The following is a 24,914-nucleotide window of genomic DNA, read 5'->3' as shown; positions in this document are numbered from 1 at the left end:
CGGGCATGCCGCATTGTGCGGGAACGCCCTGCCCGACCCGGCCAGTGCGCTTACGGCGTGTACTTGTTGCCGTTGGCCTTGAACTTGGCGACCGCCTTCTTCAGCTCCTTGTGCTCGTCGCACGGCAGGAAGCAGGCCTTGTCGAGCGCCGACAGCCGCTCCTCGGCCTTGGGCAAGTCACCGAGCACCAGGTACAGCTCGCCCGAGTACTCGAGCGCGCCGCGGTGCTTCGGATCGATGCGCAGCGCCTCGTTGTAGTAGCGCTCGGCGGCCGGATAGTCGGGCGACTTGGCCTTGCGCATGCTGTAGCCCATCAGGTTGTTCCAGTCGGCGCTGCTGGTGTCGTTGACCTTCACCAGCTCCTCGATCGCCGCCTTCCAGCGCTCGGCCTTGATCTCGGCGCGCGCGGCAGAGAGCTTGTCGGCCGCCGGCGACGGAGCCGGCGTGGAGTCGGCGGCGAAGGCGGTGGAGCTGGCGGCCAGCGCGGCCACGGCGGCAAAACGGGACAGGGTGTTCAGCAGAGCGATGGTCTTCATGGGTGGCTTCCTCTTCGGTTCGTGGCCGCCGGGGGTGGCGTCCTGGGCGCACTTACGACATCACGTCCTGCGACGGACGCGGTCCGCCGCGTGAAGAATTTCCTACCTACCAAAGCTTTACGCAAGGCCCCGACAACAGGAATTCCGCGCTCGGCTTGTCGCCGGCCTTCGCCGGCGCCGGTTCGAGGCTGACCGCCAGCCGCGGCACCGTGAAGAACAGCTTTTCCGACGAGTCCGTCAGCGGCAGCAGCACCGACTTGCCCTGCGCAACGCCCGCCGGCACGACGCCGACCGGGAACGGCGCGCCGTCCTTCGGCAGCGCCCACAGCTGCGCGACGCGGCCTTCGGGGATCGCCAGCGGCTGCAGCAGCTTGACGCTGAGCTGCCGGCCCTGGCGGCGCGAGCTGGCCAGCACCGCCGGCACGCCCTGGGCATTGCTCAGCAGCCCGACGTAACTTTGCGGCAACGCTTCCTGGTGCGCCTCGACGCCCAGCCACTCGGGCTGCTGGCGCACGACGACCAGAGCCAGCGCCAGCCCGGCCAGCACGCCGCCGGCCGCGCCGCGCCAGGTGTTGGCGCCGAACCAGGCGCGCCACCAGGGCTGTCGCTCGGCCTTCGACGCTTCACCCGGGAAGAGCCGCTGCTGCAGGCTGTTCCACACCGCGTCGCTCGGCGGCTTCGGCGGAATGGAATTGGCCAGGTGCGCGAGGCGGCCCGACCAGGTGACGACCGCGCCGCGCACCGGCGCGTGGTCGCGCAGCAGGCGCTCGAAGCGGCGTCGCGCGCCGCCGGTCATCGTGCCGAGCGCGTAGTCGCGCGCCAGCGCGTCCAGGCGTTGCGGCTGCAGGTAGTTCATGAGTGATTCCCAACGTCTTCGAATTCAGGCGGCTTGCACGCCGGCTGCCTCGAGGCAGCTCTTCAGGCGGTCGATGCCGCGCCGCACCCAGGCCTTCACGGTGCCCAGGGGTGCATTCAGGCTTTCGGCGATCTCGGTGTGCACGAGGCCGCGGTAATACGCCAGCGCAATGGCCTGGCGCTGCTGCGCCGACAGCTCGCCCATGCAGCCGTCGATGCGCAGCCGCTTGATGCTGTCGTCGAAGAGGGCCTGCGGCTGCTGCGCGGCATCGGCCGGCAGCGCCATCGCTTCGTCGTCGAGCTCCACCGTCGCCGCGCGCTCGGCCTTGCCGCTGCGCAGCTTGTCGATCGCCTTGTTGCGCACGATGTTGATCAGCCAGGTCATCGGCGTCGCGATCGCCGGGTTGAAACCGGCCGCGCCGTACCAGACGTTCATGAAGGCCTCCTGCAGCACGTCCTCGGCCCGGTCGCGGCGGCCGAGCACGCCCTCGGCCAGGCCGAGCAGGTGGGCGGAGGTGAGCCGGTAGACCTGTTCGAAGGCCCGGCGGTCCTGCAGGGCGACGCGGCCGAGCAGGCGAGCCAGTTCTTCGTTCGTTCGGGCGGGAGCGACAGCATTCATCGGCCGGCAGGTTACAGGATCAGGGCGGCGAAACGAATGGTTCCGCCGCGGCTGTCCCTACCTACGAAGCCGGCTGTCGCGTGGACGCAGCGTCGCGCTCGTCGTCGGTCGCTGGCGCCGCGTCGTCGCGTGCCGACTGCGCCAGGTTGACGTACTGCGTGCGCAGCTTGTCGAGCGCCTCCTCGCCGAGGTCTTCGACGTCGAGCAGCACGTTGTGCGCGCCCTGCGTCGCGCGGATCAGCTCATCGAGCTTGACCTGGATCGCCTCGGTGTCGCGGCTTTGCGCGTTCTGGATCAGGAACACCATCAGGAAGGTGACGATGGTGGTTCCGGTGTTGATCACCAGCTGCCAGGTGTCGCTGAACCCGAACAGCGGACCGGTGAGCGCCCAGGCGACGACCACGCCGCAGGCCAGCACGAAGGCGGCCGGCCGCCCGCACAGGCGCGAGGCGGCACGCGAGAAGCTCGAGTAGGCGGCCTGCAGCGGCATGCGGGGCCTCCCGCTCAGCTCGGGCACCCGTGGCCCGCCGCGCCAGCGCCGGACCAGCGCTGCCACGCGCCTTCGCGCTGCGCCAGCCGGTCGGCGACGATGCGCAGCACGGCGGCATTCCAGCCCAGCCCGACGTGGCTGCCGTCGACCTCGACGTTTTCCGCCTGGTCCGCCTCCTCGAGCAGGCAGGCCTGCCAGGCGACGATGCCATCGGTGCGGCTGTAGATCGATGTCGTCGGCACCGGCGGATTGGTGCGCAGCCGCGCGGCAAGCGCCTCGTCGATCATCGGGCGCTCGCCGTTGAGCAGGCGATAGATCCAGGCAACGTTGTTCTCGCGCCCGGTGCCCGCGAAGGGCGTGCCCAGCGTGATGACATGGCGCGTGCAGCGCGGCGCGAGCTTGGCGACCTCGCGCGCATAGACGCCGCCCAGGCTCCAGCCGAGCAGGCTGGCGCGGCGGCCGCCATGCCGGCGCGCGATCGATCGCACATGATCGGCCAGCGCACCGAGCCAGGGTTCGATCGCCGCCGGCGGACCGGTGTTGAAGCCCTGCTCCCAGTCGTAGACCGTGTAGCCGAGCGACTCGCAGCACTTGCGCAGCGGCATCAGCGCATGGCGATCGGACGCGAGCCCGGGAAACATCACGACCGGATGACCGTCGCCGGGCGGCATCTTGTCCTGGTCCATCAGCCGCATGCCGACGTACTCGTACAAGGCACGCCAGGGCTCGATGCCGAACAAGCCGATGGAAGGCGGTGCCGCGGCAGTGAAACCGGCGGCGCTGTTCTGATTCATGGGAGAACCCCGAAGTCGCGATTGCCCGCTTTGGGCAACCGGCGTGCCTTCCCCGGGGTGCGTCAGCGCTCCTGGAACGCCTCGCGCGCCTTCATCATCGGCCGCATCAGGTAGCTCAGGACCGTGCGCTCGCCGACATTGACCTCGGCCGTGCCGGTCATCCCGGGAATCGCCGCCAGCGGCTTGCCGCCGGCCTGCAGCGTCGAGCGGTCGGCCTCGACCAGCGCGCGGTACCAGGTGGCGTCGGGCGCGCCGGCGCGCTCCGCATCGCCGAGCGCGTCCGGGCTGATCGACTTGACGCTGCCGGTCAGGCTGCCGTAGACGGTGAAGTCGTAGGCCGTCAGTTTGATCTCGGCGGTCTGGCCGACCTGCAGGAAGCCGATCTCGCCGGGCTTCACGCGCATCTCGACCAGCACCTTGTCGCCCACCGGAACGATCTCCATCAGCGCCGCGCCCGGGCCGACGATGCCGCCGACGGTGTGGTTGCGGATCTGCTTGACGAGGCCGTTGACCGGCGACGTCAGCGTCGTGCGCTTGACCGCGTCGTCGCGCACGACGAGGTTCTCTTCCAGCTGCGTCAGCTCGGTCTGCAGCCGCGTCAATTCCGCGCTGGCATCCTGGCGGAAGCGGTTGATGCGCTCCTGCACCTGCAGGTTCAGGTCGTTGACCTGGCGCCGCACGCGCATCACCTCGACCTCGCTCATCAGGCCCTTCGCGGACATCGATTCGGCGACGCCCAGCTCCTTCTCCAGCAGCGCCAGGTTGCGCTGGCTCATCGCCACCGCTTCGTGCAGCGCGCGAGCGCGCGCCTGGTACGAGGTGGTCTCTGCCGCCACCGGCCCCTTGGCGTCCTTCAGCTCGGGGCCGAAGCGCAGCGGCTGGCCGGTGGTCTCGGCCTGCGCGCGGGCGATCGCCGCGCGCAGCGCGAGGCGCTTGATCTGGCCTTCGGCTTGCACCGATTCGAAGCGTGTCGGGTCGAGCAGCGCGAGCGGCTGGCCGGCTTTCACCGCGTCACCTTCGCGCACCAGCAGCTCACGCAGGATGCCGCCTTCGAGGCTGGCGATGACCTGCTCGCGGCCTTCGGGAATGACCCGTGCATCACCGCGCGTGATCATGTCGACACGCGCCAACGCCGACCAGCCGACCGCCGCGGCCAGCACGGCGAGCATCAGCCACAGCGCCCAGGCCGCCGCGCGCGCCGGCTCGGCGATCTGCGCAGCGTCCTGCATCGACACATAGGCCAGGTCGTCGGCGCGCAGCACCGCGGCGCCGTTCGACGATCGTGCGCTCAGCCAGCCCATCAGCCGTTCCCCTTGCCGGCGAGCGCGGCCAGCACTTGCGTCTTCGGGCCGTCCATCACGACGCGGCCGTTGTCGACGACGATGATCCGGTTGACGAGCTCCAGCACCGCCGGGCGATGCGTGACGACGAGCAGCGTGCAGCCGGGGGCCGCCTCGTGCAACTGGCGCAGGAAGGCGGCTTCGGACTGGGCATCCATCGAGCTCGTCGGCTCGTCCATCAACAGCATCTTCGGCTGCGTGATCAGGCAGCGCGCCAGCGCGACGAGCTGGCGCTGGCCCCCCGACAGCAGCGAGCCGGCCTGCCCGACCGGCAGTTCCCAACCCTGAGGATGAGCGGCCACGAGGCGCGCCAGCCCGGTCAGCTGCGCCACTTCGGCCAGCCGTGCGGGGTCGGCCGCCGGGCGGTCGAGCAGCACGTTGTCGCGCAGCGTGCCGTTGAACAGGCGCGGGTCCTGGCCGACGAAACCGACCTGCGCGCGGTAATCCGCCGGGTCGATCTGGCGCAGGTCGATGCCGTCGACTTCGACCTGGCCATCGGCCGGCTGGTACAGCCCGGCGAGCAGGCGCAGGATCGTCGACTTGCCGCTGCCGATGCGGCCGAGGATGGCGACGCGCTCACCCGGCGCGAACTGCAGCGTGACGTTCTTCAGCACGCGCGGCGCCGGTGCACCGGGATCGTCGGCGGGCGGCGGGTAGGCGAAGCTGGCATCGTGCAGGCCGAGCCTGCCGCTGAAGGCGCGCGGCGGCAGGTATTGCTTGCCGGGCTCCTGTTCGGTCGGCTGCTGCATCACGCGGTTCAGCGCGCGCATCGCGGCCATCGCGCCCTGGAAGCGCGTGGCCAGCATCACGACGCTGGTCAAGGGGGCAATGCCGCGCATCGCGAACATCACGGCGCCGATCAGCGCGCCGCCGGTGATCACCTTGTCCTGGATCAGGTGCACGCCCCACACCAGCATCACCAGCGTCACCGCCTGCTGCGCAACGCTGGTGAGGTTCATCGTCCACGCGGTGATGCGGCGCGAGCGCAGCATCGTCTCGGCGGCGGCGGCGTTCGAGGCTTCATAGCGCTGCAGGAAGCGGCCTTGCGCGCCGGCGGCCTTCAGGTCTTCCATGCCGTCGACGGCTTCGACCAGCACGCCGTGCAGGTCGGCGAGCTGCTGCATGTTGGCCGACATCGCGCGCCGCAGCTGGCCCTGGATCAGCAGCGCGATGCCCAGGATGATCGGGATCGTGATCAGCAGCACCCAGCCGAGCGGGCCGCCGATCAGGAAGGTCATCGCGACGAAGATGATGATGAACGGCAGGTCCGAGATCGCCGACAGCGTGGCCGACGAGAAGAACTCGCGCACCGTCTCGATCTGGCCGAGGATGTGGGCGTAGGCGCCCGACGAGTCGGGGCGGTGCTCCATGCGCACAGCCAGGCTCTGGCGGAACAGCGCGGCGCCCACCAGCAGGTCGGCCTTGCGGCCGGCGAGGTCGATCAGGTAGGCGCGCAGTTGTCGTGCCGCCAGGTCGAAGATCAGCGCGATGCCGCCCGCCGCGGCCAGCGCCCACAGCGTGACCAGCGCCTTGTTCGGAATCACCTTGTCGTAGACGACCGAGGTGACGATGCCGGTGACCAGCATCAGCGCATTGGAGAGCAGCGCGGCGAGCAGGGCCGAGCGGTAGTACGGCAGGAAGCGGCGCAGCGTGCCCCACAGCCAGTGGCGGCCGGGCTCGATCACCGCGGCGGCATCACCGGTGGCGGCGCGCGGCTGCGTGCGGGGCGTCGCGACCAGCGCATGACCGAGGTAGTCGCGTGCCAGATCGGCGTCGTTGAGCGTGCGCTGCAGCCAGGGCTTGCCGGGCACGACGATCTCGCACTCGCCGCTCGCCGCATCGCGCCGCGTCAGGATCAGCGCCGCGCCGTCGCGGCACAGCAGCACCGCGGGCAGCAGCAGCGCATGCAGCTCGTCGATCCGGCGCGCGATGACGCCGGCGTTGTAGCCGGCATCGTCGAGCACGCGCAGCGCCAGCGCGGGCGCCAGTGCACCGGCCACTGGCTGGTTCGCCAGCAGCGATTCGACCGAGCGCTCGCGGCCGTGGTGCTTGGTCAGCCAGGCCAGGGCCTGCGCGAGCGGATCGGTCTCGAAGCGCCATGCCGGCGCTTCGGTGCCGGCGGCTTGCGGTTGAAGCTCGACGGCTTGCATCAGCGCTGGGCGAGCGCCAGGCGCTCGAATTCGGTTTCGATGTCGCGCACCAGCCGCGGCAGGTCGAACAGTGGCGACTGGCGGCCGTGCTCGGCCAGATAACGCTTGTACGACGCGGCCCGCGCCGGCGTGCGGCCGATCGCCACCGCCAGGCGCTCGTAGTCGGTGAGCGTCTCGGTGATCAGGTCCGGCAGGCCGACGGCCGTCAGCAGGCTGCCGGCCATGCGCGAGATGTAGCTGCGGCCGGCGAGCGTGAGGATCGGCGTGCCCATCCACAGCGCGTCGCTGGCGGTGGTGCCGGCGTTGTACGGGAAGGTGTCGAGCACCAGGTCGGCCAGCTGGAAGCGCGCCAGGTATTCGGGCGGCGCGACGCGCGGCGCGAAGATCAGCCGCTCACGCGCGATGCCGTGGGCATCGGCCTCGCGCAGCATGTTGGCGCGCGCGGTGTCATTGTCGGCCAGCAGCCACAGCACGCTGTCCGGCACCTGCCGAAGGATGCGCATCCAGGCCTGGAACACGTCCAGCGTGAACTTGAAGTTGTTGTTGAACGAGCAGAAGACGAAGGCGTCGTCGGGCAGGCCATAGGTCGCGCGCTCCGGCGTGGGCGCCACGTCGCGGCGGCGGTCGCTGACCTGGTAGCAGTGCGGCAGGTAGATCGGCCGCTCGCTGTAGAAACGTTGCTCGTGCTCGGGGATCACGAAGCGGTCGGCCAGGATCCAGTCGACACCCGGCAGCGCCGAGGTGCCGGGCAGGCCGAGATAACTCACCTGCACCGGCGCCGCGCGGTGGCCGAGGATGCCGGGCCGCGCGCCGCTGGTCAGGCCCTGCAGGTCGACCAGCACGTCGATGCCGGCTTCGGCGATCAGCTTCGCGGCGGTGGCGTCGTCGACACCAGCCAGTCGCACGTGCTGGTCGAGCGCGGCGAGCAGGCGCTGGCGCTGCGGCAGCTGCGATTCGGGTGTCCAGCAGAAGCCCCAGACTTCGAACTTCGAGCGGTCGTGCAATTCGAGCAGCTCGGGCATCAGGAGGCCCACGGCATGCATGTGCAGGTCGCCGGACAGGTAGCCGATCCTGATGCGCCCGCTGCGCTTCGGCGCGGCCTTGTGCAGCGGCAATGCCGGCGGCTTCGGGCAGCGCTCGTGCACGAAGCGCTGCGCGGTCAGCAGCTGCAGCGCCGGGTCGTCGCTCTCGCTCATCATCGCCAGCAGCGAGGTGCCGATCATCAGCATGTGCGGCGTCACGTCGCCGAAGGGCAAGGCGGCCGGCCACTTGCACTGCTTCTGGCGCAGGTGCACGTAGTGCTGGATGGCGTCGAACTGGCGCGGCTCCAGCGTCAGGCTGGCGACCAGATCGGCCTCGGCCTCGGGGAAGCGGCGCAGCAGCTCGAACAGACGGCCGCGGTTGTTGTGCGCATGCATGCGCAGCTCGGGCGTGGCCTGCGTGTCGATCACGCGCTGCCAGGTGGCCAGCGCTTCGTCATGCGCGCCGCGGCGCTCCAGCACATGGCCGAGGTTCAGCAGCGCGTGCGCGAAATCGGGCTGCAGCTGCAGCGCCTCGCGGTAGGTGGTTTCGGCCTCGGCATCACGCTGCAAGGTCGACAGCAGCGTGCCGAGGTTGAACAGCACGACATGGCGCAGCGGGCCGTCGTTGGCGGCAAGCCAACGCTGGTACAGCGCGGCGGCGGCGCCGTTCTGGCCGCTGTGCTGCAGTGCAGACGCCTGGTCCAGCAGCGCGGTCACGCCGAGGCCGGCCAGGGGTTCGGCAGGAGGATGGTCGACGGTCGACGTGGGCATGGCAGGGGCTGTCGCAAAGCGGACGGGGGGTTGCAGCGATCGTAGGAGCCCCCTGCCCAGGCCGATGCGCCCAAAAGCGCGGGAATCCCGCGCCTTTCCGCCACCGTTATCGCCGGCGCAGCACCAGCTCCAGGCGCTGCGCCGGCCGCAGGCTCACGTTCAGGCTCGGTCGCGGCGGCGGCGCCCCGGCCGGCAGCGCGAACTGGAAACGCTGCAGCATCAGTGCCGCCAGCAGCACCATCTCCATCAGCGCGAAGTTGTTGCCGATGCACACCCGCGGACCGACGCCGAACGGCAGGTAGGCGCCGCGCGGCAGCTGTGCGGCGCGTTCCGGCGCGAAGCGCTCCGGGTCGAAGCGCTCCGGCTCCGGGAACCAGCGCGGATCTCGGTGCATCACGTAGGGCGTCGTGACGGCCAGCGCGCCGGCCGGCAGCAACCAGTCGCCGATGCGCACGTCCTCGATCGCCTCGCGGGTGAAGAGGCCGGCCGCCGGTGGCCACAGGCGCAGCGTTTCCTTGAGGGTCTGGCCGAGCCAGGGCAGCCGGGCGAGGTCGGCGTGGCCCGGTGGCCGGCCGGCGAGCACCGCGTCGACCTCGGCCGCCGCGCGGGCCGCCACGTCCGGATGCGCGGCCATCGCCCAGCCCCACCAGGTCAGCGCGCTGGCGGTGGTCTCGTGGCCGGCAAGGAACATGGTCATGCACTGGTCGCGCACTTCGTGGTCGGCCAGCCCGGCGCCGTCCCCCTCCTCGTCAGTGGCGGCCATCAGCATCGCGAGCAGATCGTCCGGCCCGGCGGGCTCATGCGGCCGCGCGCGGCGCTGCGCGATCACGCCGCCGATCAGCGCGTCCAGCCGTGCCAGCGCGCGGCGCGAGGCCCGGCGCCACGGCAAGGGCACCCACTGCGGCACCGCGAACGGCAGGAACATCTCGCGCATCGCCGCATGGCCGAGCACGCGCACCGCGTCACCGACCGCCGCGGCGTCGGCCGGCGCGTGGCTGCCGAACATCGTGCGCAGGATGACGTCCATCGTCAGCCGCGTCATCGCCTGCTCGAAATCGAGCCGCCCGTCGGGCGCGATCACCAGCGCATCGAGCCCGGCCGCACCGGTGGCCGCCATCTGCTGCGCGTAAGCTTCGAAACGCTTCGGCGCGAACACCGGCTGCAGCATGCGCCGCTGGCGCTGCCAGGGGGTGCCTTCGGTGATCAGCACGCTCTGGCCGTGGGCGCGCGAGAAGACCTCCATCGCGCGGCGCCAGCGGATGAAGGAGGCCCCCTTCTCGACCAGCACCTCGCGCACCAGCTCCGGATGCGCGAAGCAGTAGCTGCGCACCGGCCCCAGGCGCATATAGACGGCATCACCATGCCGCGCATGCAGTTGCTGCATCGTGCCGGTGTAGTCGGCCTTCAGCCCGCGCAGCAGCCGCCAACGCTCGACGATGCCGGAGGCGGCGGCCGGGGGACGTTCGGCCTTCATCGCCCCAGCCCCAGGCCGAGCGCGCCCAGCAGCCCGGTCAGCACCAGCGCGCCGAGCCGGTGCTGCAGCTGGTCGAGGCGGCGAAAGGCCGTCCAGTCGGCGGCCTCGGCGGCGCTGCGGCGCTTGCGCACCAGCGCGATGCACCCCGCGTTGGCCAGCAGCGCGAGCAGGCCGAAGCCGATCTTCGCCAGCAGCAGCGGCGACATCGGCACGTCGCGCAACAGCAGGCCACCGCTGATCGCCACCAGCGACAGCGCCGGGATCTCCACCGCGAGGTCGACGCGCCCGTGCAGCCGCGCCAACAGCCGCTCGGCGTCTTCGCCCTGGCCGAGCAGCGCGCGCTCGAACAAGGCCTCGGTCAATACGCAGCCCAGCCACAGCCCGGCGGCCGTCACATGCAGGATCAACAAGGTCTTCATCGCCGCGCATCTTGGCGCGCCCGCGCGCCGCGGTCTTGAACGATTGCGACAGACGCTCCGCTACGATGCCCGCTCGGCATGAACGAGCTCCCCTTCACCGCCACCGCGCAGCTGATCGCGCCGCGCCTGTCCTTGGCTTCCTGCGTGCGCGCTTTCGTCACGCGCAGCACGCTGGGCCGGCCGCTGCTGCCGCCCGCACAGCGCCTGAACCGTTTTCCGGCCAGCCCGCTGTGCAGCATCACCTGGTTCATCGACGGGGCCACGCTGCTTCCCGATGGCGAAGCCTTGCCGCAGATCGCCTTCGGCGGGCCGCGCAGCCGCCCTTTCGTCAGCGTCAACCCGGGACCCGTGCGGGCCTTCATGGTGATGCTGTTCCCGCAGGCGCTGCATGCGCTGACCGGGCTCGAGCTCGCGCAGCACGTCGATCGCTTCAGCGCTGTCGACACGGTGTTCGATGCACGCTGGGTCGCGCTGTCGCAGCAGGTGCTCGCCGCGCCCGAGGATGCGGCGCGCGTCGATCTGATCGAGCACTTTCTCCAGCCGCAATGGCAGGCCGCGCGCGAACGCGGCGATGCGCCCGGTGGCCTGCTCGCCGACTGGGTGCATGCGCTCGGCGTCCGCGCGGCCGCTGCCGCCGGCAGTGCACGTGGCCGCGAACGCCGCATCAAGGCCGCGGCCGGCCAGCCGATGCGCACGCTGCGCCGCCTGATGCGTGCCGAGCAGTCGTTCCTCGACGCCCGAAACCGGCTGGTCGACGGCAGCCTGTCGTGGGCCGACCTGGCCGCACAGCGGGGCTATGCCGACCAGGCCCACCTGTGCCGCGAAGTGCGCAGCATCACCGGCCTGAGCCCGACCGAGCTGGCGCGCCGCGCGCGCGATGACGAGAGCTTCTGGGTCTACCGGCTCTGGTCGTGACGCGCCGGGGCTCGCGCCGGCCTCATCGGTTCTGACGATTACAGCCAAAGGCCCGCTCGCCAGAATGCTTCACACCCGCTGCTCGATGCGGGGTACAAGCAGTCCGGCCGCAACGGCCCGGTGCCGTCCTCGTGAGGAAAACCATGACCCGTCATCACATCTGCGTCGCGGCACTGTTCGCGCTGGCGTCCGCTGCTGGCTCGGCACAGGTGATCAGCTTCGACGCCGCCACGGGAGTGGTGACGATCCCCTCCGTCAGCGTCGGCGCGAGCACCTACCGCAACGTCACGCTGAAGGCCGATGCCAACTTCGTCTTCTCGGTGACCGGCGCAACGCTGCAAGTGCCGGCGACGCCCGGCGTTGCCAGCTACGCGGGCGGCTTGCTGACGCTGCCGGCGGTGCAGGTCGGCAGCCAGACCTACCTCGACGTCACGCTGCTCGATGCCGGCAACCTGACGTTCACGCTGCAGGCGGCGACACCGCTGCCGGCGGCGACGCTCGATGCGGTGAACGCCCTGTTCGCCGCCAGCGATGCGATGTTTGCCACGGCGGTGCCCGGCACCGGCGCGCTGCGCATGTCGCTGAACGACGGCTGCTGGCGCGACGACGGCCGCACCAAGGCCAACTTCATCGCCGACTGGGACGCCAACGCCGCGAAGTACGCGCAACGCGACGCGTACCACATCGGCCGCACGCGCAGCAACGTGCAGGTGCTGGCGCTGCGCAACCGCAGCAACAGTGACGGCAGCCAGCGCCAGGAAATCGACGTGCAGTACGACCTCGGCTACACCGACGGCACGCGCGCGGTCGGCCTCGTGACGACGCTGATCAGCGGCAGCTCGGCCGGTACGCCGGGCTGCACGACGCCGCAGTCGTCTGCCACGCTGCGCGGCTTCGGCAACCAGCAGGTGCTGCGCGCCGAGGTGCGCTCGCGCAACGTGCGCGAGCAGCGCCAGGCGATCGCCAGCGGCGCGGCGCTGTCGCCGGCGGTGAACTACCGCCGCTCGGTGCAATGGGGCATCGAGGATCCGATGGGCAACGCGACCTACGTGATCGTCACCGGCCCGGGGCCGGCGGCGACCGTGAACGGCGTGGCGACGCAGTTCTCGCTGAAGTTCCTGTCGCCGCGCGTGTTGCGCAGTGCGCCGGAGCTGCTGGGCAAGCCCGGCAACTTCGTCAACTGGCTCGACGAGGACGGCTTCCGCTACTGCCGCGCCGCGACGAACCCGGCCGTTGCGGCGATCGCCGACTGCACGGGCATGGGCGCGACCGCGTTCGACTACGGCCATACCACCAGCGTGCCCAATGCGGCCAACGACGCCACCTTCGACGGCCAAGGCTGGTCGACGGGCAGCGTGTTCCGCTTCGATGTCTACAACGACGACGGCTGGAAGACCGTCAACGGCCACGCCGGCCGCGCGCCGATCGCCAGCTACTACGACACCTTGACCACGCTGCCCTACAGCTTCGTCGAGATGGCCGGCAGCGGCACGGGCGCAGACAAGTTCCCGCGGCTGAACTTCGGCGCATTGTCGACGGCGCAGGTGGCGAGCAATGTGATCAGCGCGACGCCGGTGCCGATGAGCGTGAGCTGGAACGCGGCGTCCGCGGTGTCGAGCGGTCGCGCTTCCGGTGTCTTCCAGGGCTGGGAGTTCCACCAGGGGCCGAAGGTCGGCAATGCGGCGGGCGCGACGAACCCGGCCTACCGCAACATCTTCTACAACTTCCCCGGCTCGATGGCGACCAGCAATGCCGCATGGAGCGTGACGGCCAAGCCGGCCGACCAGGCCAGCAAAACCTACGGCGAGTTCTCGATCCTCTACTCCGACCGCGGCGACAACAACATCATCAGCATCGTGTCGTTCCAGTAGCGTGCTCGCCAGCGGCCGCCGGCATGGCTAGCATCGGGCGCCCATGCCGCCCCTGCGCCACCTCCTCGCGGCCCTCGCGCTGATGTTCGGCGCGAGCGCGGCGCTTGCGCAGAGCCCGCGAACGAACAACTGCTGGACTTCGTCGTTGCCGGCGTCGATCGACTGCGGCACCTTGAAGCGCCCGCGCGCCACGCCGATGCGGCGGCTGCGGTCCCGCACTGGCGGCGCCAGCGGCACGAGCCGAGCCGCAGGGCGGCCGTTGCGGGTGATGATGAACTCCGTCGCCTCGCCGGTCTCGAGCTCGTGCACCAGCTTCGACAGCGACGTCTTGGCGTCGAGCATGTTGATCAGGGGCGGCATGGCGGCCTCGCTTGGTCAGGGTCAGCGTTAGCCATGCTAGGGCATGGCAACCGCGCAAGCGCCGAAAAGCAGAACGGCGGCCCGCAGACCGCCGTTCGTTCGGGGACGCTGTGGCCTCAGAACCCGAGGCTCGCCAGCAGGTCGTCGACCTCGCCCTGGTCGGTCACCACGTCGGTGCGGCCTTCCGGGTTGACGACCGGGCCCTGCAGGATGTTCGGGTCGACCTTCTCGCGCTGCTCCGGCGGCACCACCTGCACCAGCAGCTTGACGAGGCTGTCCTCGAGCTCGTTGGCCAGGTTGACGACCTTGGCGACCACCTGGCCGGTCAGGTCGTGGAAGTCCTGCGCCATCATGATGTCGGTCAGGTGCGCATCGATCTTCTGCGTGCGCGCCTCGACGTCGCTGACGAAGTTCAGCACCGCGCCGGAGGCCACCGCCTTGACCGGATCGGCCACCAGCGCCTCGGCCAGCTTGCGCGTCTCGCGGGCGATGTGCGCGTGCTCGCTCTTGGCCTGGTCGACCGTGTTCAGCACCTTCTCGGCAGCGGCGGCGGTCTTCGTCGCGATGTAGCTCAGGCGGCTGCGCGCATCGGGCAGGCCGTCGGCGGCGACTTGCAGCTTGGGCATCACGCCGAGCTGCTGCATCGTGTCGTGCAGCAGGCGGGTGATGGTGCCGATCTGCTGGAACACCTCGGGCGAGGCGACGATCGGCTGTGTCGGGACCAGGGAGGTCAAGTCTTCCATTTTCATGTTCTGTGCTCCCGGGTTCAGGCCGTCGCGGCCAGTTTCTGCATGATCTTGGCGACCTTCTCTTCCAAGGTGGCCTTGGTGAAGGGCTTGACGATGTAGCCGGCCGCACCGCTCTGCGCGGCGAGCACGATGTCTTCCTTGCGGGCTTCGGCGGTGACCATCAGCACCGGCAGGTGCTTGAGCGTCTCGTCGGCCTTGATGGCCTTGAGCAGGTCGAAGCCGTTCATGTTCGGCATGTTGATGTCGCTGACGACGAAGTCGTAGCGCGAGGTCTTCAGCATGCCCAGCGCGACAGCGCCGTCTTCGGCCTCTTCGGCGTTGTTGCAGCCCATCTCCTTGAGCAGGCCGCGCACGATGCGGCGCATGGTGGAGAAATCGTCGACGATCAGGAACTTCAGATCGGAGGGGTTGCTCATGACTGTCCTCGGGGATGGTGCTTGTGGAGAGCGGCGTTGGAAGGGGTGCTGGGGAACTTATCGGCCGACCATCGGCTGACTTGACACCAACATCGGGCGTTCGGGGCGGATCGACGGCGGGACCTCTGCAGGCGCTGCCACGTCGGCCTCGAGCTTGGGGCGGAAGAAGCGGTCCTCGGCATCGCGGTTCATCACGATGATGCTGATGCGGCGGTTCTGCGGGTCGAGCGGGTCGTCGGCGATGAAGGGGGAGCTCGAGGCGAGGCCCTGCACGCGCAGCACGCGGTCCTCGGCCAGGCCGCCGGCCATCAGCTCGCGGCGCGAGGCGTTGGCGCGGTCGGACGAGAGCTCCCAGTTGCTGTAGCCGCGGTCGTTGCTGCCGAACGGCGTGGCATCGGTGTGGCCTTCGAGCGTCAGCCGGTTCGGCACCTCGACGAGGATGCCGCCGATCGCGCGCAGGAGCTCACGCATGTACGGTTTCACGCTCGCGCTGCCGACGTCGAACATCGGCCGCTGCTGCTCGTCGACGATCTGGATGCGCAGGCCGTCCTTGGTCATGTCGAGCTTGATGTGCGAGGAGAACTGCGCCAGCTTCGCGTTGTTGCGCAGGTCGTTCTCGATCTGCTCCTTGAGCTGCTCCAGCCGCGAGACCTCGGCCTTGCGCTGCTGCTCCTTGAGCACGTGCAGGTTGATCGTGCTGCGCTGCGCCTCGACGTCGCCGCGGCGCACCTGGCCGTTCGAGCGCGACAGGTCCTGGCCGCCGCCCTTGACGACGTGCGACGAGTCGCCGGAGCCGGAGCCGCCGCCGAGCAGCGCGACCTTCAGCGGCGACGAGAAGTAGTCGGCGATGCCGCGCTTGTCGCCCTCGGTGGTCGAGCCGAGCAGCCACATCAGCAGGAAGAACGCCATCATCGCGGTGACGAAGTCGGCGTAGGCGATCTTCCATGCGCCGCCGTGGTGGCCATGGCCACCCTTCTTCACCTTCTTGATGATGATCGGTTGAAGCTTCTTCGCGTCGCCGGCCATGTCTTTTGCCTGTCAGGCTACTTCTTGCCCTTGACGTGCGACTCGAGCTCGATGAAGGTCGGGCGCTCGGTCGAGTACAGCACCTTGCGGCCGAACTCGATCGCCACCTGCGGCGCGTAGCCCTGCATCGACGCCAGCAGCGTGGTCTTGATGCACTGCAGCTCCTTGCCGTCCTCGTCGATCTTCTGCTCGAGCAGGCCGGCCAGCGGCTCGGCAAAGCCGTAGGCCAGCAGGATGCCGAGGAAGGTGCCGACCAGCGCCGAGCCGATCATTGCGCCGAGCACCGCCGGCGGCTGGCCGACCGAGCCCATGGTGTTGACGACACCGAGCACCGCCGCGACGATGCCGAAGGCCGGCAGCGCGCCGGCCAGGCGCTGGATCGCGGCCGCGGCGGCATGCGCCTCGTGGTGGTGGGTGTCGATCTCGCTGTCCATCAGCGACTCGATCTCGTGCGCGTTCAGGTTGCCCGAGACCATCATGCGCAGGTAGTCGGTGATGAACTCGGCCACGTGGTGGTCCGAGCCGACGGTGGCGTATTTCTGGAACAGCGGCGAGTTGTGCGGGTCCTCGACGTCCTTCTCGATCGACATCAGGCCTTCCTTGCGCGCCTTCTGCAGGATGTCGAACAGCAGCGCCAGCAACTCCATCGCGCGCGCCTTGCTGTATTTCGAGCTCTTGAAGCAGGCGCCCACGCCCTTCATCGTCGCCTTCAGCACCTTGGGCTGGTTGTTGGCGACGAAGGCGCCGAGCGCGCCGCCCATGATCGTCAACATCTCGAACGGCAGTGCCTTCAGCACGACGCCGATGTTGCCCCCGTGGGCGATGAACACCCCGAAGATGCAGCCGATGGCCACGAGCCAACCGATGAGAACGAACATAGTGCGACGGTTATCGGCCGCGTTGTGCGGCGGTTGAGCGATCGGAAAGCCCGAACAGGACCCCCAGGCGGCGGCAAAAGCCCGCCGCCGCCCCCCGAGGGGGTTGAGTCAACTCGGGAACGGCCCTTCGTTGACTCAGCCGGGCGCGATACAGCCAGACCGGCTTGCCCGCCACGCTGCGCAGCACGGCGCTGGGCTGGACGCCGGGAACTTCGAATTCGAGGCTCGCGAGCCAGGCATCGGGGCGCAGCTCGCGGCCGGCCTTCTCGGCGGCGCGGGCCATGCTCTCGGGGCGCTGGAACAGGTAGACCAGGTCGAAGCCGGACCAGTCCTGGCGCCACATGTCGCCTCGCGTGATGCGCGCGAAGCCGCAGCGCCGGCGCGCGACGAGCGCCAGCGGGCGGCTGAATTCGATGCCTTCGATCTGCGCCGCCGGCAAGGCATCGTGCAGCGCCTGCAGGCCGTGGCCGAGGCCGCAGCCGGCGTCGAGCACGCGTGCACCGGCGGGCAGCGCGACCAGCGCCTGCAGGCCGGTCAAGGCATCGGGCGGCGTCGGAAAGAGCGGCGCGTCGCGCCAGGCGCGCAGCGGATAGGCGAGCAGCAGCAGCGCGCACGGCAGCAGCCAGGCCCAGGCCGGCAAGGCGCCGGTCGCCAAGGCGTGCAGCAGTACGGCAAGCGGGAATCCGGCGCCGATCAGCAAGCGCCGCCAGCGGCCGATGCCCGGCCAGGCCAGCGCGGCGGCGCCGCTGATCACGATGCCGATGGCCAGCGCGAAGACACCCCCGTCGAGCAGCCGCCAGGCACTGCCCGCGGCCAGCCACGCCAGCAGCGCCGGCAGCGGCCACGGCAGACGCACGGCGAACGGACGCGACAAGGGCAAGGCCTTCATGCGGACCAGTGTCGAGGCCAGGGGCTCGGCACGATCGGCGGAAAAGCGGTGGCTTTCAGGACGGCCGGGGTCGGGAGTTCCCGACCTCAGCGCATCATCATCAGGCGGTCGTGGGGGGGAATGACTTTCACCGCATCGACGCTGATCGCGCGCTTGACGGCGTAGCGCCGGTCCAGCGTGTCGCGCAGCGCGGGCGTGCCCATCGGGGCGCCGGACGGTGCCACCAACGTCGCCACCAGCGGCAGGTTGGCGCGCCGGCCGCGGCCGATCACGATGCCGGTTTCGCCGCTGGCGAGTTCGACGAAGCTGCCCGGCGGGTACAGACCGACCGACTTGAGCAGCGCGCCGCCGATCTCGTCGGGCACGCCACCGGTGCCGAGGCAGGCCTCGCGGGCGGCTTGCACCGGCGTCGACGGCACACGCGTCGCTCGCCGGCTCAACTTTGCCGTGAAGATATCGACGCGGCGCAGCAGGCGCGCGGCCTGTTGCGCCGGCGTCAGCAGCTCCAGCGGCACGTGGCCCTGGCTGTCGTCATGGTGCTGCTGCACGATCTCGAGCCACGCCAGGTCGGTGACGCCGGCAGCGCCGAGCATCTCGGCCGACTTCTGCGGATGCGCGTCGAGCTCGGCGCGCATCGCCGGCGTGATCGTCGGCGCGTGCGCTGCGAGCATGTCCTGCAGCCGGCGCACCGAGATGTTCATCGTCAGCGCCGCATGCTCCAGGCTGGCGATCAGCGCCGGCTCCCAGCGCAGCATGCGCGCCGCCTCGTGCGCCACCAGCATGCACAGCAGCGCGTGGTGGCTGCTGTACGACTCGGTGCTGTGGCCGGCGGTGTAGATCAGGTGGTAGAGCGAGTCATCGAAGCGCCGTGCGCCCAGCGTGCGCACGCGCTCGCCCAGCGCCAGCAGTCGGGGCAACCAGCCGCGCTCGGCGGTCGGTTCGCGCAGCAGCGCATCGAGGGCCAGCGAGAGCTCATCCCACTGCTCGCCGAAGCGCAGCGTGAAGCCGCGCACGCCGGCCGCTTCCTCGCGGTTCGGGTCCGGCCGAGCCTCGGCAATCCGGCCGAGCGGCGCATTGCGCAGCAGCATCGCGTCCATCGCGCCGCCGAGGCGGCGGCGCCAGTCGCTGGACTCGCCCTCTTCCGCGTACAGCTCGGCATTGCGCAGCTCATCCAGGCGTTCGGCGTTGTCGACGCGCGAACCCGCGGCCAGCAGCAAGCGGCCGCCGGCGTCGCGCAGGCCGAAGGGCAGCGCTTCGTTCAGGCGCAGGTACTGCTTGGAGAACGGGACGAGGTTCACGACGTTTTTATCGACCTGCGGCGGTGTGCCTTGAGCTTTATTGAGCTTCACCGCGAAGCACCAAAAGAAAAGGGCGGATTCCACTGGGGAACCCGCCCGCAAAGCACACGGGGTGCTAGGAGGAGACAGCAAATCAAACTCGGAAACTGAAGTCCCTATCGGCGCATTCGGGCGGGACCTGAAGGACTTCAGTCGGATTCGGGTGGCCAGGCGTGAAGGATTCGACGCAATACGTCGGGCATTGCTTCAGTGCGCGTGCGCAGCGACGTCTTCGTTGCCGGCCAGGCGCAGGCCACCGGCCGCGCGGCCCTTGCCGGCACGCGCCGGCGGGTTGCACAGGCCGCAGACGTAGTGGCGGGCGATCTCGTGCGGATGGGTCACGAAGTGGCCGCCGCACTTGCTGCACTTGGTCATCGACAGCATGCCGTTGTCGATGAACTTGACCAGGCGCCAGGCGCGGGTGACCGACAGCTGCGGCTCGATTTCCTGCGCGTTCACCTGCTCGAGGTACAGCTTGTAGGCCTTGATCACTGTGTCGATCTCGTCGAGCTCGGCGACCTTGTTCAGGTACTCGTGGATGTTCAGGAACAGGCTGGCGTGGATGTTGGGCTGCCAGGTCATGAACCAGTCGGTCGAGAACGGCAGCTGGCCCTTGCTGGGGCTTTTCCCCGCGACTTCCTTGTACAGGCGCAGCAGGCGCTCGTAGCTCAGGTCGGTTTCGCTCTCCAGCACCTGGAGACGGGCGCCCAGGCGGATCAGCTCGACGGCAGTCTCGATCTGCTTGGCTTCGGTGAGGATGCTCTTGGCGCCCATGGTCTCTCTCCTGATATCTGTTTAGTGCTGGAAGCTTGTTCTCTTGGCGGCCGACCGGAGGTCAGGCCGCTTCTTGATGGCGGCCAGCCATCAGGATCGAAGCGTGCAGGCGGGAGACACCGTCGTTGGCGGCCGACTTGCCGTGGCTGGTCAGCAGGCTCCAGACCAGGTCGTCTTCGCAGCGCATGCGGCACAGCAGCGTGTTGCTGGAAGCGATCTTCATCATCTGCGCCGGAGTCAGCGTGGCCAGCATCGCCGCCGTGTCTTCGCTGACGCCAAGGCGGAACAGGGCTTGTTCGCGGTCGGTGCGGATCAGGCTTTGCGCCAGCATCAGGTACGACAGGTTGGCTTCACGGATTTCGGCGAGGATCTGGTCGGCGTTCATGTGTTGTCTGCTCCTGGGGTTACGAGTGCGTCTGGGGTGAAACGAACTGTAGGACTCGGAACTGGGCCGGAACATCAGGCCAATTCGTCATCTGGAGTCCCGGTTCTTCCGTGCGGCGTGTAAGGCAAATTCCTACAAGGCCGCTGCACCGGCTGCGGCGCGTGGGGAGGCCGTGATCGGCTTCGGTGGGGGCTCACGATCGCGCGACTGTGGGGAGTGCTGGCGCCACGGCCCGCGGGCGGCACCACAGGCCCGAAGTTGAACGCTCAAAGCGTGCGCTGCATCACGAAATGAATCCTGTCTCGCATTGACACCGCTGCAAAAAGGCAGGTGGAACACCCTCAAGTTGCTTGAACGGCAGGCCGATACCCAACCCAACGGGAGCTCGAAAGGGCCCCGCGGTCCGGTTAGCCGGCTGAGGGACGAAAGGATGTCCCAAGGCGACTAGCGCGGGCGTACCGGAAGAGGCTCTTGAGCCCGATCCGGTCGGCAACGGTAGTGCACCTCGAGCTGTACCGGTGCAGTACCTGAGTAAACGTCGGCGCTTCCGCCGGGATATTGGCAACCTAAGGAGTTCATCATGCCTTTGACCATCAACACCAACATTCAGTCCATGAATGCGCAGCGCAACCTGACCGCGTCTCAGGCTTCGCTGTCGACCTCCATGCAGCGCCTGTCTTCGGGCCTGCGTGTCAACAGCGCCAAGGACGACGCCGCCGGCATGGCGATCGCCGAACGGATGGGCGCTCAAGTCCGCGGCATGAACGTCGCGATCCGCAACGCCAACGACGGCATCTCGCTGGCGCAGACCTCTGAAGGCGCGCTCGGCAAGGTGGCCGACTCGCTGCAGCGCATGCGTGAGCTGGCGGTGCAGGCCTCGAACGCCTCGAACAGCAACGACGACAAGGACTCGCTGGACCAGGAATTCGGCCAGCTGGCGCAGGAAATCCAGCGCGTGCTCGGCGGTACCACGTTCAACGGCAAGGCCATCCTGGGTGCCGACGCCGGTGCGCAGGAGTTCAAGATCGGCGCCAACACGACGACGAACGACGCGATCACCGTGACGACGACGAACATGACGACCGACGCCACGCTGACCGTCGTCGCCGGCACCGACAACACCGGCGCCGGCCGCGCGGTGATCGACAACACCGCCAACGCCGCCGCGATCAACACGGTGATCGACAACATCGACACCGCGCTGGACACGGTCAACAGCGAGCGGGCCACCTTCGGCGCGACGCAATCGCGCTTCGACGCGGTGATCTCGAACCTGCAGGTCTCGGTCGAGAACCAGTCGGCCGCCCGCGCCCGCATCATGGACGCCGACTTCGCCGCGGAAACCGCCAACCTGAGCCGCGCGCAGATCCTGCAGCAGGCCGGCAACGCGATGATCGCGCAGGCCAACCAGCTGCCCCAGGGCGTGCTGAGCCTGCTGCGCTGATCCCCTCGCCTCGCGCCGTGGCTTCACCGCCGCGGCTTGGCAGCGCCGCAACGCGCCGCTTCCTGCAAAGGAGCGGCGCGTTGTGCTTTTCTGAAGCGAACTGGACGGTTTGCAGGCCGCATTTCGGCCGATTGCTTCACGGTCGGGCTCTTTAGCATTCCCTACAGGCCGATCGAGTTCGATGCGGCTGATGAGTAGTCCGGAAGCACTGCCACCTGCCTCACCCTGGGCACGGCACGTACGCCGGGAGTCTTTGATTCTTCAGGAGTGCTTACCATGCCCCAGACCATCAATACGAACATCGCTTCGCTGAACGCGCAGCGCAACATGAACGCCTCGCAGTCGTCGCTGGCCAATGCGATGCAGCGCCTGTCCTCCGGCCTGCGCGTCAACAGCGCCAAGGACGACGCCGCCGGCCTGGCGATCGCCGAACGCATGAACGCGCAAGTGCGCGGCATGAACGTCGCGATCCGCAATGCCAACGACGGCATTTCGCTGGCGCAGACCGCCGAAGGCGCGCTGGGCAAGACCGCCGACGCGCTGCAGCGCATGCGTGAGCTGGCGGTGCAGGCGTCCAACGCCACCAACAGCAACGACGACAAGGATTCGCTGGACCAGGAATTCGGCCAGCTGGCGCAGGAAGTGCAGCGCGTGCTGAACGGCACCACGTTCAACAGCAAGAACATCCTCGCCGCCGACGCCGGCGCGCAGGCCTTCCAGATCGGCGCCAACACGACGACCAACGACTCGATCACCGTGACCACCGTCGACATGACGATCGACGGCACGATCACCGCCGTGGCCGGCACCGACAACGCCGGCACCGGCCGCGCGGTGATCGACAACACGGCCAACGCCGCCGCGATCAACACGGTGATCGACAACATCGACACCGCGCTCGACACGATCAACAGCCAGCGCGCGATCTTCGGCGCCACGCAATCGCGCTTCGACGCGGTGATCTCGAACCTGCAGATCTCGGTCGAGAACCAGTCCGCTGCGCGCGCCCGCATCATGGACGCCGACTTCGCTGCCGAGACGGCCGCGCTGTCGCGCGCGCAGATCCTGCAGCAGGCCGGCAACGCGATGATCGCGCAGGCCAACCAGCTGCCGCAGCAGGTGTTGAAGTTGCTTCAAGGGTGATGGGTCCGCGCGAGCGGGACGTGCAAGGCCGGCCCCGCGGGGCTGGCCTTTTTTCTTCGTGAAGCGCTCAAGTGCCCGCAACCGCGACCGATAACCCGTAGGCGAAGGAGCCTTCTTTCATGGCCACAAACATCAGCGGCGTCGGCAGCATCAGCTCGGCAGGGTTGGGCAGCGGGCTGGACGTCAATTCGATCGTCGCCTCGTTGATGGCGATCGAGGCGCGGCCGCTGGACATCCTGAAGGACCAGGCCAAGGGCCTGGACAGCCAGCTGTCGACCTTCGGCAAGCTGCAGAGTCATTTCTCCGCGCTCAGGGACAAGAGCAACGCGCTGACCTCCTCCAGCCTGTGGAACGGCACGACGGCGACCTCGGCCGATCCGACTGCGCTGAAGGTGCTCTCCGGGGCTGGAACCGCCGCCGGCAGCTACCAGGTGCAGGTGTCGACGCTCGCCAAGAGCCAGACGCTGACCGCCTCGGCCGCGGCCTCGAGCACCTTCAACGAAGGCAGCATCACGATCGAACTCGGCGCCTGGACCGGCGCGCCGATCGACACCTTCACGGCCAAGGCCAGCTCGGTGCCCGTGACGATCGACATCGCCGCCGGCGAGACCAGCATCGAGGCGGTGCGCGACAAGATCAACGGCGCCGGTGCCGGCGTGATCGCCAGCATCGTCAACGACGCCAACGGCGCACGGCTGTCGATCCGCTCGAAGGACACCGGTCTCGAGAACGGCTTTCGCATCACCACCGTCGAGACGGTCGGCGATGCCGACGCCACCGCCGGCCTGTCGGCGCTCGACTTCGACCCGGCCGGCGGCCTGACGCAGATGACCGCCGCCCAGATGGGGTCCAACGCGACGCTCACCGTCAACGGCATCGCCATCGAATCGGCCAGCAATTCGCTGGTCGACGTGGTCGACGGCCTGACGCTGAACCTGCTGAAGACGACGGCCGCGCCGGTCGACGTTTCGGTCGCCGTCGACAGCGAGACGGTGAAGACCAAGGTCACCGAGTTCGTCACCGCCTTCAACGACCTGGCCAACTTCATGCGCACGCAGATGGCCTACAACCCGGACAGCAAGACCGGCGGCGCGCTGCAGGGCGACCGGGCCGCCGTGTCGCTGCTGAACCAGCTGCGCGGCGTCATCAACCTCGGCAGCACCGCGTCGGGCACCTGGTCGCGGCTGTCGGAGGTCGGCATCTCGATGAAGACCGACGGCACGCTGGCGATCGATTCGACCAAGCTCGGCAACGGCCTGGCGAACCTGCCGGAGCTGAAGAAGCTGCTGGCCTTCGACGGTGTCGACAGCGAAAGCACCGGCTTCATGCGGCGCTTCAAGGAACTGGCCGATTCGGCGCTCGGCGCCGAGGGCACCTTCGAGACGCGCAATTCGAGCCTGAAGGACATGCTCAGCCGCAATGGCAAGAACCAGGACGCCTACGAAGTGCGCCTGTCGCAGACCGAGGCACGGCTGCGCAAGCAGTACACCGCGCTGGACGCGACGATGGCCCAGCTCAACGGGCTGTCGAGCTACCTCGGCCAGCAGTTGAAGGCGCTCAGTATCAACACGCAGGCGTAACGCCTGCGTCTATCGAGACAACAAGCCTGAAGGCTGCTTGCTCAGGGCCAGTCGTCGCGCCGCCTTCGGGCGGCGCGCGCACTTCTGGACGGCGCGCTGAGGGGTCTTCTTGATCCCTCCTGCAACCGCGGGAAACGCCCGTTTTCCCCCGCTCAAGTGACCCGCCCCCGGCACCGATAACCCTGTCAGGACAACGCAATCGCACTGACGAAAAGACCCACGCCATGTTCAGCGCCACGATCGCCCCCCCTTCGAACCGTGCCCGACAGTTCGCCGGCGCCTACCAGCAGGTGGGCGTGCAGACGATGGTCAACGAAGCCTCGCCGCACGGCTTGGTCACCCTGCTCTTCGACGGCTTCTTCGCCGCCGTGAACCGCGCCCGCGGCGCGATGCGCGCGGGCGACCCGCAGGTCAAGGGCTCAGCCCTGATGCAGGCGGTGCGCATCGTCGACGAAGGCCTCAAGGCCAGCCTGAACCTGGAATCCGGCGGCAAGCTCGCCGCCGACCTGTCGGACCTGTATGCCTATGTCTGCCTGCGCCTGACGCAGGCCAATCTGCGCAATGACGAGAAGGCGCTCGAAGAGTGCCTGGGCCTGATGAGCCCGCTGCGCGACGCCTGGAACGCGATCGGCGAATCGGCCGATGCCCGCGCCCGCAACTGATCAACGGCCCTTACG

The 24,914-nt window shown here is 69.0% G+C and carries 25 protein-coding genes; 6 read left to right on the top strand and 19 right to left on the bottom strand.

All coding sequences use genetic code 11. The features are described 5' to 3' along the window. Nucleotides 1-50: 50 nt before the first annotated feature. The 10 genes from HLB44_RS24810 to HLB44_RS24765 all read right to left on the bottom strand — a co-directional run bounded on the left by HLB44_RS24810 (nucleotide 51) and on the right by HLB44_RS24765 (nucleotide 10,470). Complete coding sequence (locus HLB44_RS24810; protein ID WP_173128831.1) at nucleotides 51-536, bottom strand: tetratricopeptide repeat protein; 486 nt, start codon at nucleotides 534-536, stop codon at nucleotides 51-53. A 106-nt stretch (nucleotides 537-642) separates the two neighbouring features. After that, entirely contained in the window at nucleotides 643-1,392 is a 750-nt protein-coding gene (locus HLB44_RS24805) for an anti-sigma factor (protein ID WP_173128828.1), read from the bottom strand. A gap of 24 nt (nucleotides 1,393-1,416) precedes the next feature. Next, on the bottom strand, nucleotides 1,417-2,010 hold the full coding sequence (locus tag HLB44_RS24800; protein WP_173128825.1) for a sigma-70 family RNA polymerase sigma factor: 594 nt from the start codon (nucleotides 2,008-2,010) through the stop codon (nucleotides 1,417-1,419). A gap of 61 nt (nucleotides 2,011-2,071) precedes the next feature. Then, entirely contained in the window at nucleotides 2,072-2,500 is a 429-nt protein-coding gene (locus HLB44_RS24795; protein ID WP_173128822.1) for a low affinity iron permease family protein, read from the bottom strand. A 14-nt stretch (nucleotides 2,501-2,514) separates the two neighbouring features. Continuing rightward, nucleotides 2,515-3,294: an alpha/beta hydrolase family protein gene (locus tag HLB44_RS24790; RefSeq protein ID WP_173128819.1), complete on the bottom strand. Its 780-nt coding sequence runs from the start codon at nucleotides 3,292-3,294 to the stop codon at nucleotides 2,515-2,517. A 62-nt stretch (nucleotides 3,295-3,356) separates the two neighbouring features. Further along, the gene (locus tag HLB44_RS24785; protein ID WP_173128816.1) at nucleotides 3,357-4,595 is read right to left on the bottom strand and encodes an HlyD family type I secretion periplasmic adaptor subunit; all 1,239 of its coding nucleotides are present in this window, start codon (nucleotides 4,593-4,595) and stop codon (nucleotides 3,357-3,359) included. Continuing rightward, nucleotides 4,595-6,784 (bottom strand): type I secretion system permease/ATPase, encoded by a 2,190-nt coding sequence (locus tag HLB44_RS24780; RefSeq protein ID WP_173128813.1) that lies wholly within the window; start codon nucleotides 6,782-6,784, stop codon nucleotides 4,595-4,597. The genes HLB44_RS24785 and HLB44_RS24780 overlap by 1 nt, the downstream gene beginning before the upstream one ends. Continuing rightward, nucleotides 6,784-8,577 carry an O-linked N-acetylglucosamine transferase, SPINDLY family protein gene (locus tag HLB44_RS24775; protein WP_173128810.1) on the bottom strand — a complete coding sequence of 598 codons (1,794 nt, stop codon included), beginning with the start codon at nucleotides 8,575-8,577 and terminating at the stop codon, nucleotides 6,784-6,786. Before HLB44_RS24775 ends, HLB44_RS24780 begins: the two co-directional genes overlap by 1 nt. 106 nt (nucleotides 8,578-8,683) lie before the next feature. Then, on the bottom strand, nucleotides 8,684-10,051 hold the full coding sequence (locus HLB44_RS24770; protein ID WP_246312464.1) for a cytochrome P450: 1,368 nt from the start codon (nucleotides 10,049-10,051) through the stop codon (nucleotides 8,684-8,686). Beyond that, complete coding sequence (locus HLB44_RS24765) at nucleotides 10,048-10,470, bottom strand: hypothetical protein (protein ID WP_173128807.1); 423 nt, start codon at nucleotides 10,468-10,470, stop codon at nucleotides 10,048-10,050. Before HLB44_RS24765 ends, HLB44_RS24770 begins: the two co-directional genes overlap by 4 nt. Nucleotides 10,471-10,548: 78 nt before the next feature. Between HLB44_RS24765 and HLB44_RS24760 the strand changes: the two genes are divergently transcribed. Then, nucleotides 10,549-11,385, top strand: a complete 837-nt coding sequence (locus HLB44_RS24760) for a helix-turn-helix domain-containing protein (protein ID WP_173128804.1) — start codon at nucleotides 10,549-10,551, stop codon at nucleotides 11,383-11,385. 143 nt (nucleotides 11,386-11,528) lie between these two features. After that, nucleotides 11,529-13,256 carry a hypothetical protein gene (locus HLB44_RS24755; RefSeq protein ID WP_173128801.1) on the top strand — a complete coding sequence of 576 codons (1,728 nt, stop codon included), beginning with the start codon at nucleotides 11,529-11,531 and terminating at the stop codon, nucleotides 13,254-13,256. A 27-nt stretch (nucleotides 13,257-13,283) separates the two neighbouring features. On the opposite strand, the gene HLB44_RS24750 is transcribed toward HLB44_RS24755, so the two are convergent. The 9 genes from HLB44_RS24750 to flhD all read right to left on the bottom strand — a co-directional run bounded on the left by HLB44_RS24750 (nucleotide 13,284) and on the right by flhD (nucleotide 20,070). After that, entirely contained in the window at nucleotides 13,284-13,598 is a 315-nt protein-coding gene (locus HLB44_RS24750; RefSeq protein WP_246312463.1) for a type II toxin-antitoxin system Phd/YefM family antitoxin, read from the bottom strand. 134 nt (nucleotides 13,599-13,732) lie between these two features. Next, nucleotides 13,733-14,365, bottom strand: a complete 633-nt coding sequence (locus tag HLB44_RS24745) for a protein phosphatase CheZ (protein WP_173128795.1) — start codon at nucleotides 14,363-14,365, stop codon at nucleotides 13,733-13,735. 17 nt (nucleotides 14,366-14,382) lie between these two features. Then, nucleotides 14,383-14,781 carry a chemotaxis response regulator CheY gene (gene cheY / locus HLB44_RS24740; protein ID WP_173128792.1) on the bottom strand — a complete coding sequence of 133 codons (399 nt, stop codon included), beginning with the start codon at nucleotides 14,779-14,781 and terminating at the stop codon, nucleotides 14,383-14,385. A 57-nt stretch (nucleotides 14,782-14,838) separates the two neighbouring features. Then, entirely contained in the window at nucleotides 14,839-15,807 is a 969-nt protein-coding gene (gene motB / locus HLB44_RS24735) for a flagellar motor protein MotB (protein ID WP_173128789.1), read from the bottom strand. A 17-nt stretch (nucleotides 15,808-15,824) separates the two neighbouring features. Further along, nucleotides 15,825-16,685, bottom strand: a complete 861-nt coding sequence (gene motA / locus HLB44_RS24730) for a flagellar motor stator protein MotA (protein WP_173128786.1) — start codon at nucleotides 16,683-16,685, stop codon at nucleotides 15,825-15,827. Nucleotides 16,686-16,695: 10 nt separating this feature from the next. After that, entirely contained in the window at nucleotides 16,696-17,574 is an 879-nt protein-coding gene (locus HLB44_RS24725) for a class I SAM-dependent methyltransferase (protein WP_246312462.1), read from the bottom strand. Nucleotides 17,575-17,660: 86 nt separating this feature from the next. Continuing rightward, nucleotides 17,661-18,872, bottom strand: a complete 1,212-nt coding sequence (locus HLB44_RS24720) for an HD-GYP domain-containing protein (protein WP_173128783.1) — start codon at nucleotides 18,870-18,872, stop codon at nucleotides 17,661-17,663. Nucleotides 18,873-19,118: 246 nt separating this feature from the next. Beyond that, nucleotides 19,119-19,685, bottom strand: a complete 567-nt coding sequence (gene flhC / locus HLB44_RS24715; protein WP_173128780.1) for a flagellar transcriptional regulator FlhC — start codon at nucleotides 19,683-19,685, stop codon at nucleotides 19,119-19,121. A gap of 61 nt (nucleotides 19,686-19,746) precedes the next feature. Continuing rightward, nucleotides 19,747-20,070 carry a flagellar transcriptional regulator FlhD gene (gene flhD / locus HLB44_RS24710; protein WP_173128777.1) on the bottom strand — a complete coding sequence of 108 codons (324 nt, stop codon included), beginning with the start codon at nucleotides 20,068-20,070 and terminating at the stop codon, nucleotides 19,747-19,749. Nucleotides 20,071-20,650: 580 nt separating this feature from the next. Here flhD and HLB44_RS24705 point away from each other — a divergent pair. The 4 genes from HLB44_RS24705 to fliS all read left to right on the top strand — a co-directional run bounded on the left by HLB44_RS24705 (nucleotide 20,651) and on the right by fliS (nucleotide 24,899). Continuing rightward, a complete protein-coding gene (locus HLB44_RS24705; protein WP_173128775.1) occupies nucleotides 20,651-21,514 on the top strand; it encodes a flagellin N-terminal helical domain-containing protein in 864 nt (287 codons plus the stop codon). 276 nt (nucleotides 21,515-21,790) lie between these two features. Then, nucleotides 21,791-22,657: a flagellin N-terminal helical domain-containing protein gene (locus tag HLB44_RS24700; RefSeq protein WP_173128773.1), complete on the top strand. Its 867-nt coding sequence runs from the start codon at nucleotides 21,791-21,793 to the stop codon at nucleotides 22,655-22,657. A gap of 119 nt (nucleotides 22,658-22,776) precedes the next feature. Beyond that, nucleotides 22,777-24,237, top strand: coding sequence for a flagellar filament capping protein FliD (gene fliD, locus HLB44_RS24695; RefSeq protein ID WP_173128769.1), 1,461 nt, complete (start codon nucleotides 22,777-22,779; stop codon nucleotides 24,235-24,237). Between the two features lie 224 nt (nucleotides 24,238-24,461). Beyond that, nucleotides 24,462-24,899 (top strand): flagellar export chaperone FliS, encoded by a 438-nt coding sequence (fliS, locus tag HLB44_RS24690; protein ID WP_173128766.1) that lies wholly within the window; start codon nucleotides 24,462-24,464, stop codon nucleotides 24,897-24,899. Nucleotides 24,900-24,914: the final 15 nt, after the last annotated feature.

The sequence above is a fragment of the Pseudaquabacterium terrae genome, from assembly GCF_013266755.1.
GTDB lineage: Bacteria > Pseudomonadota > Gammaproteobacteria > Burkholderiales > Burkholderiaceae_C > Pseudaquabacterium > Pseudaquabacterium terrae.
The sequence above is the reverse complement of the archived record's forward strand: the minus strand, read 5'-3'. Positions and strand labels throughout refer to the sequence as shown.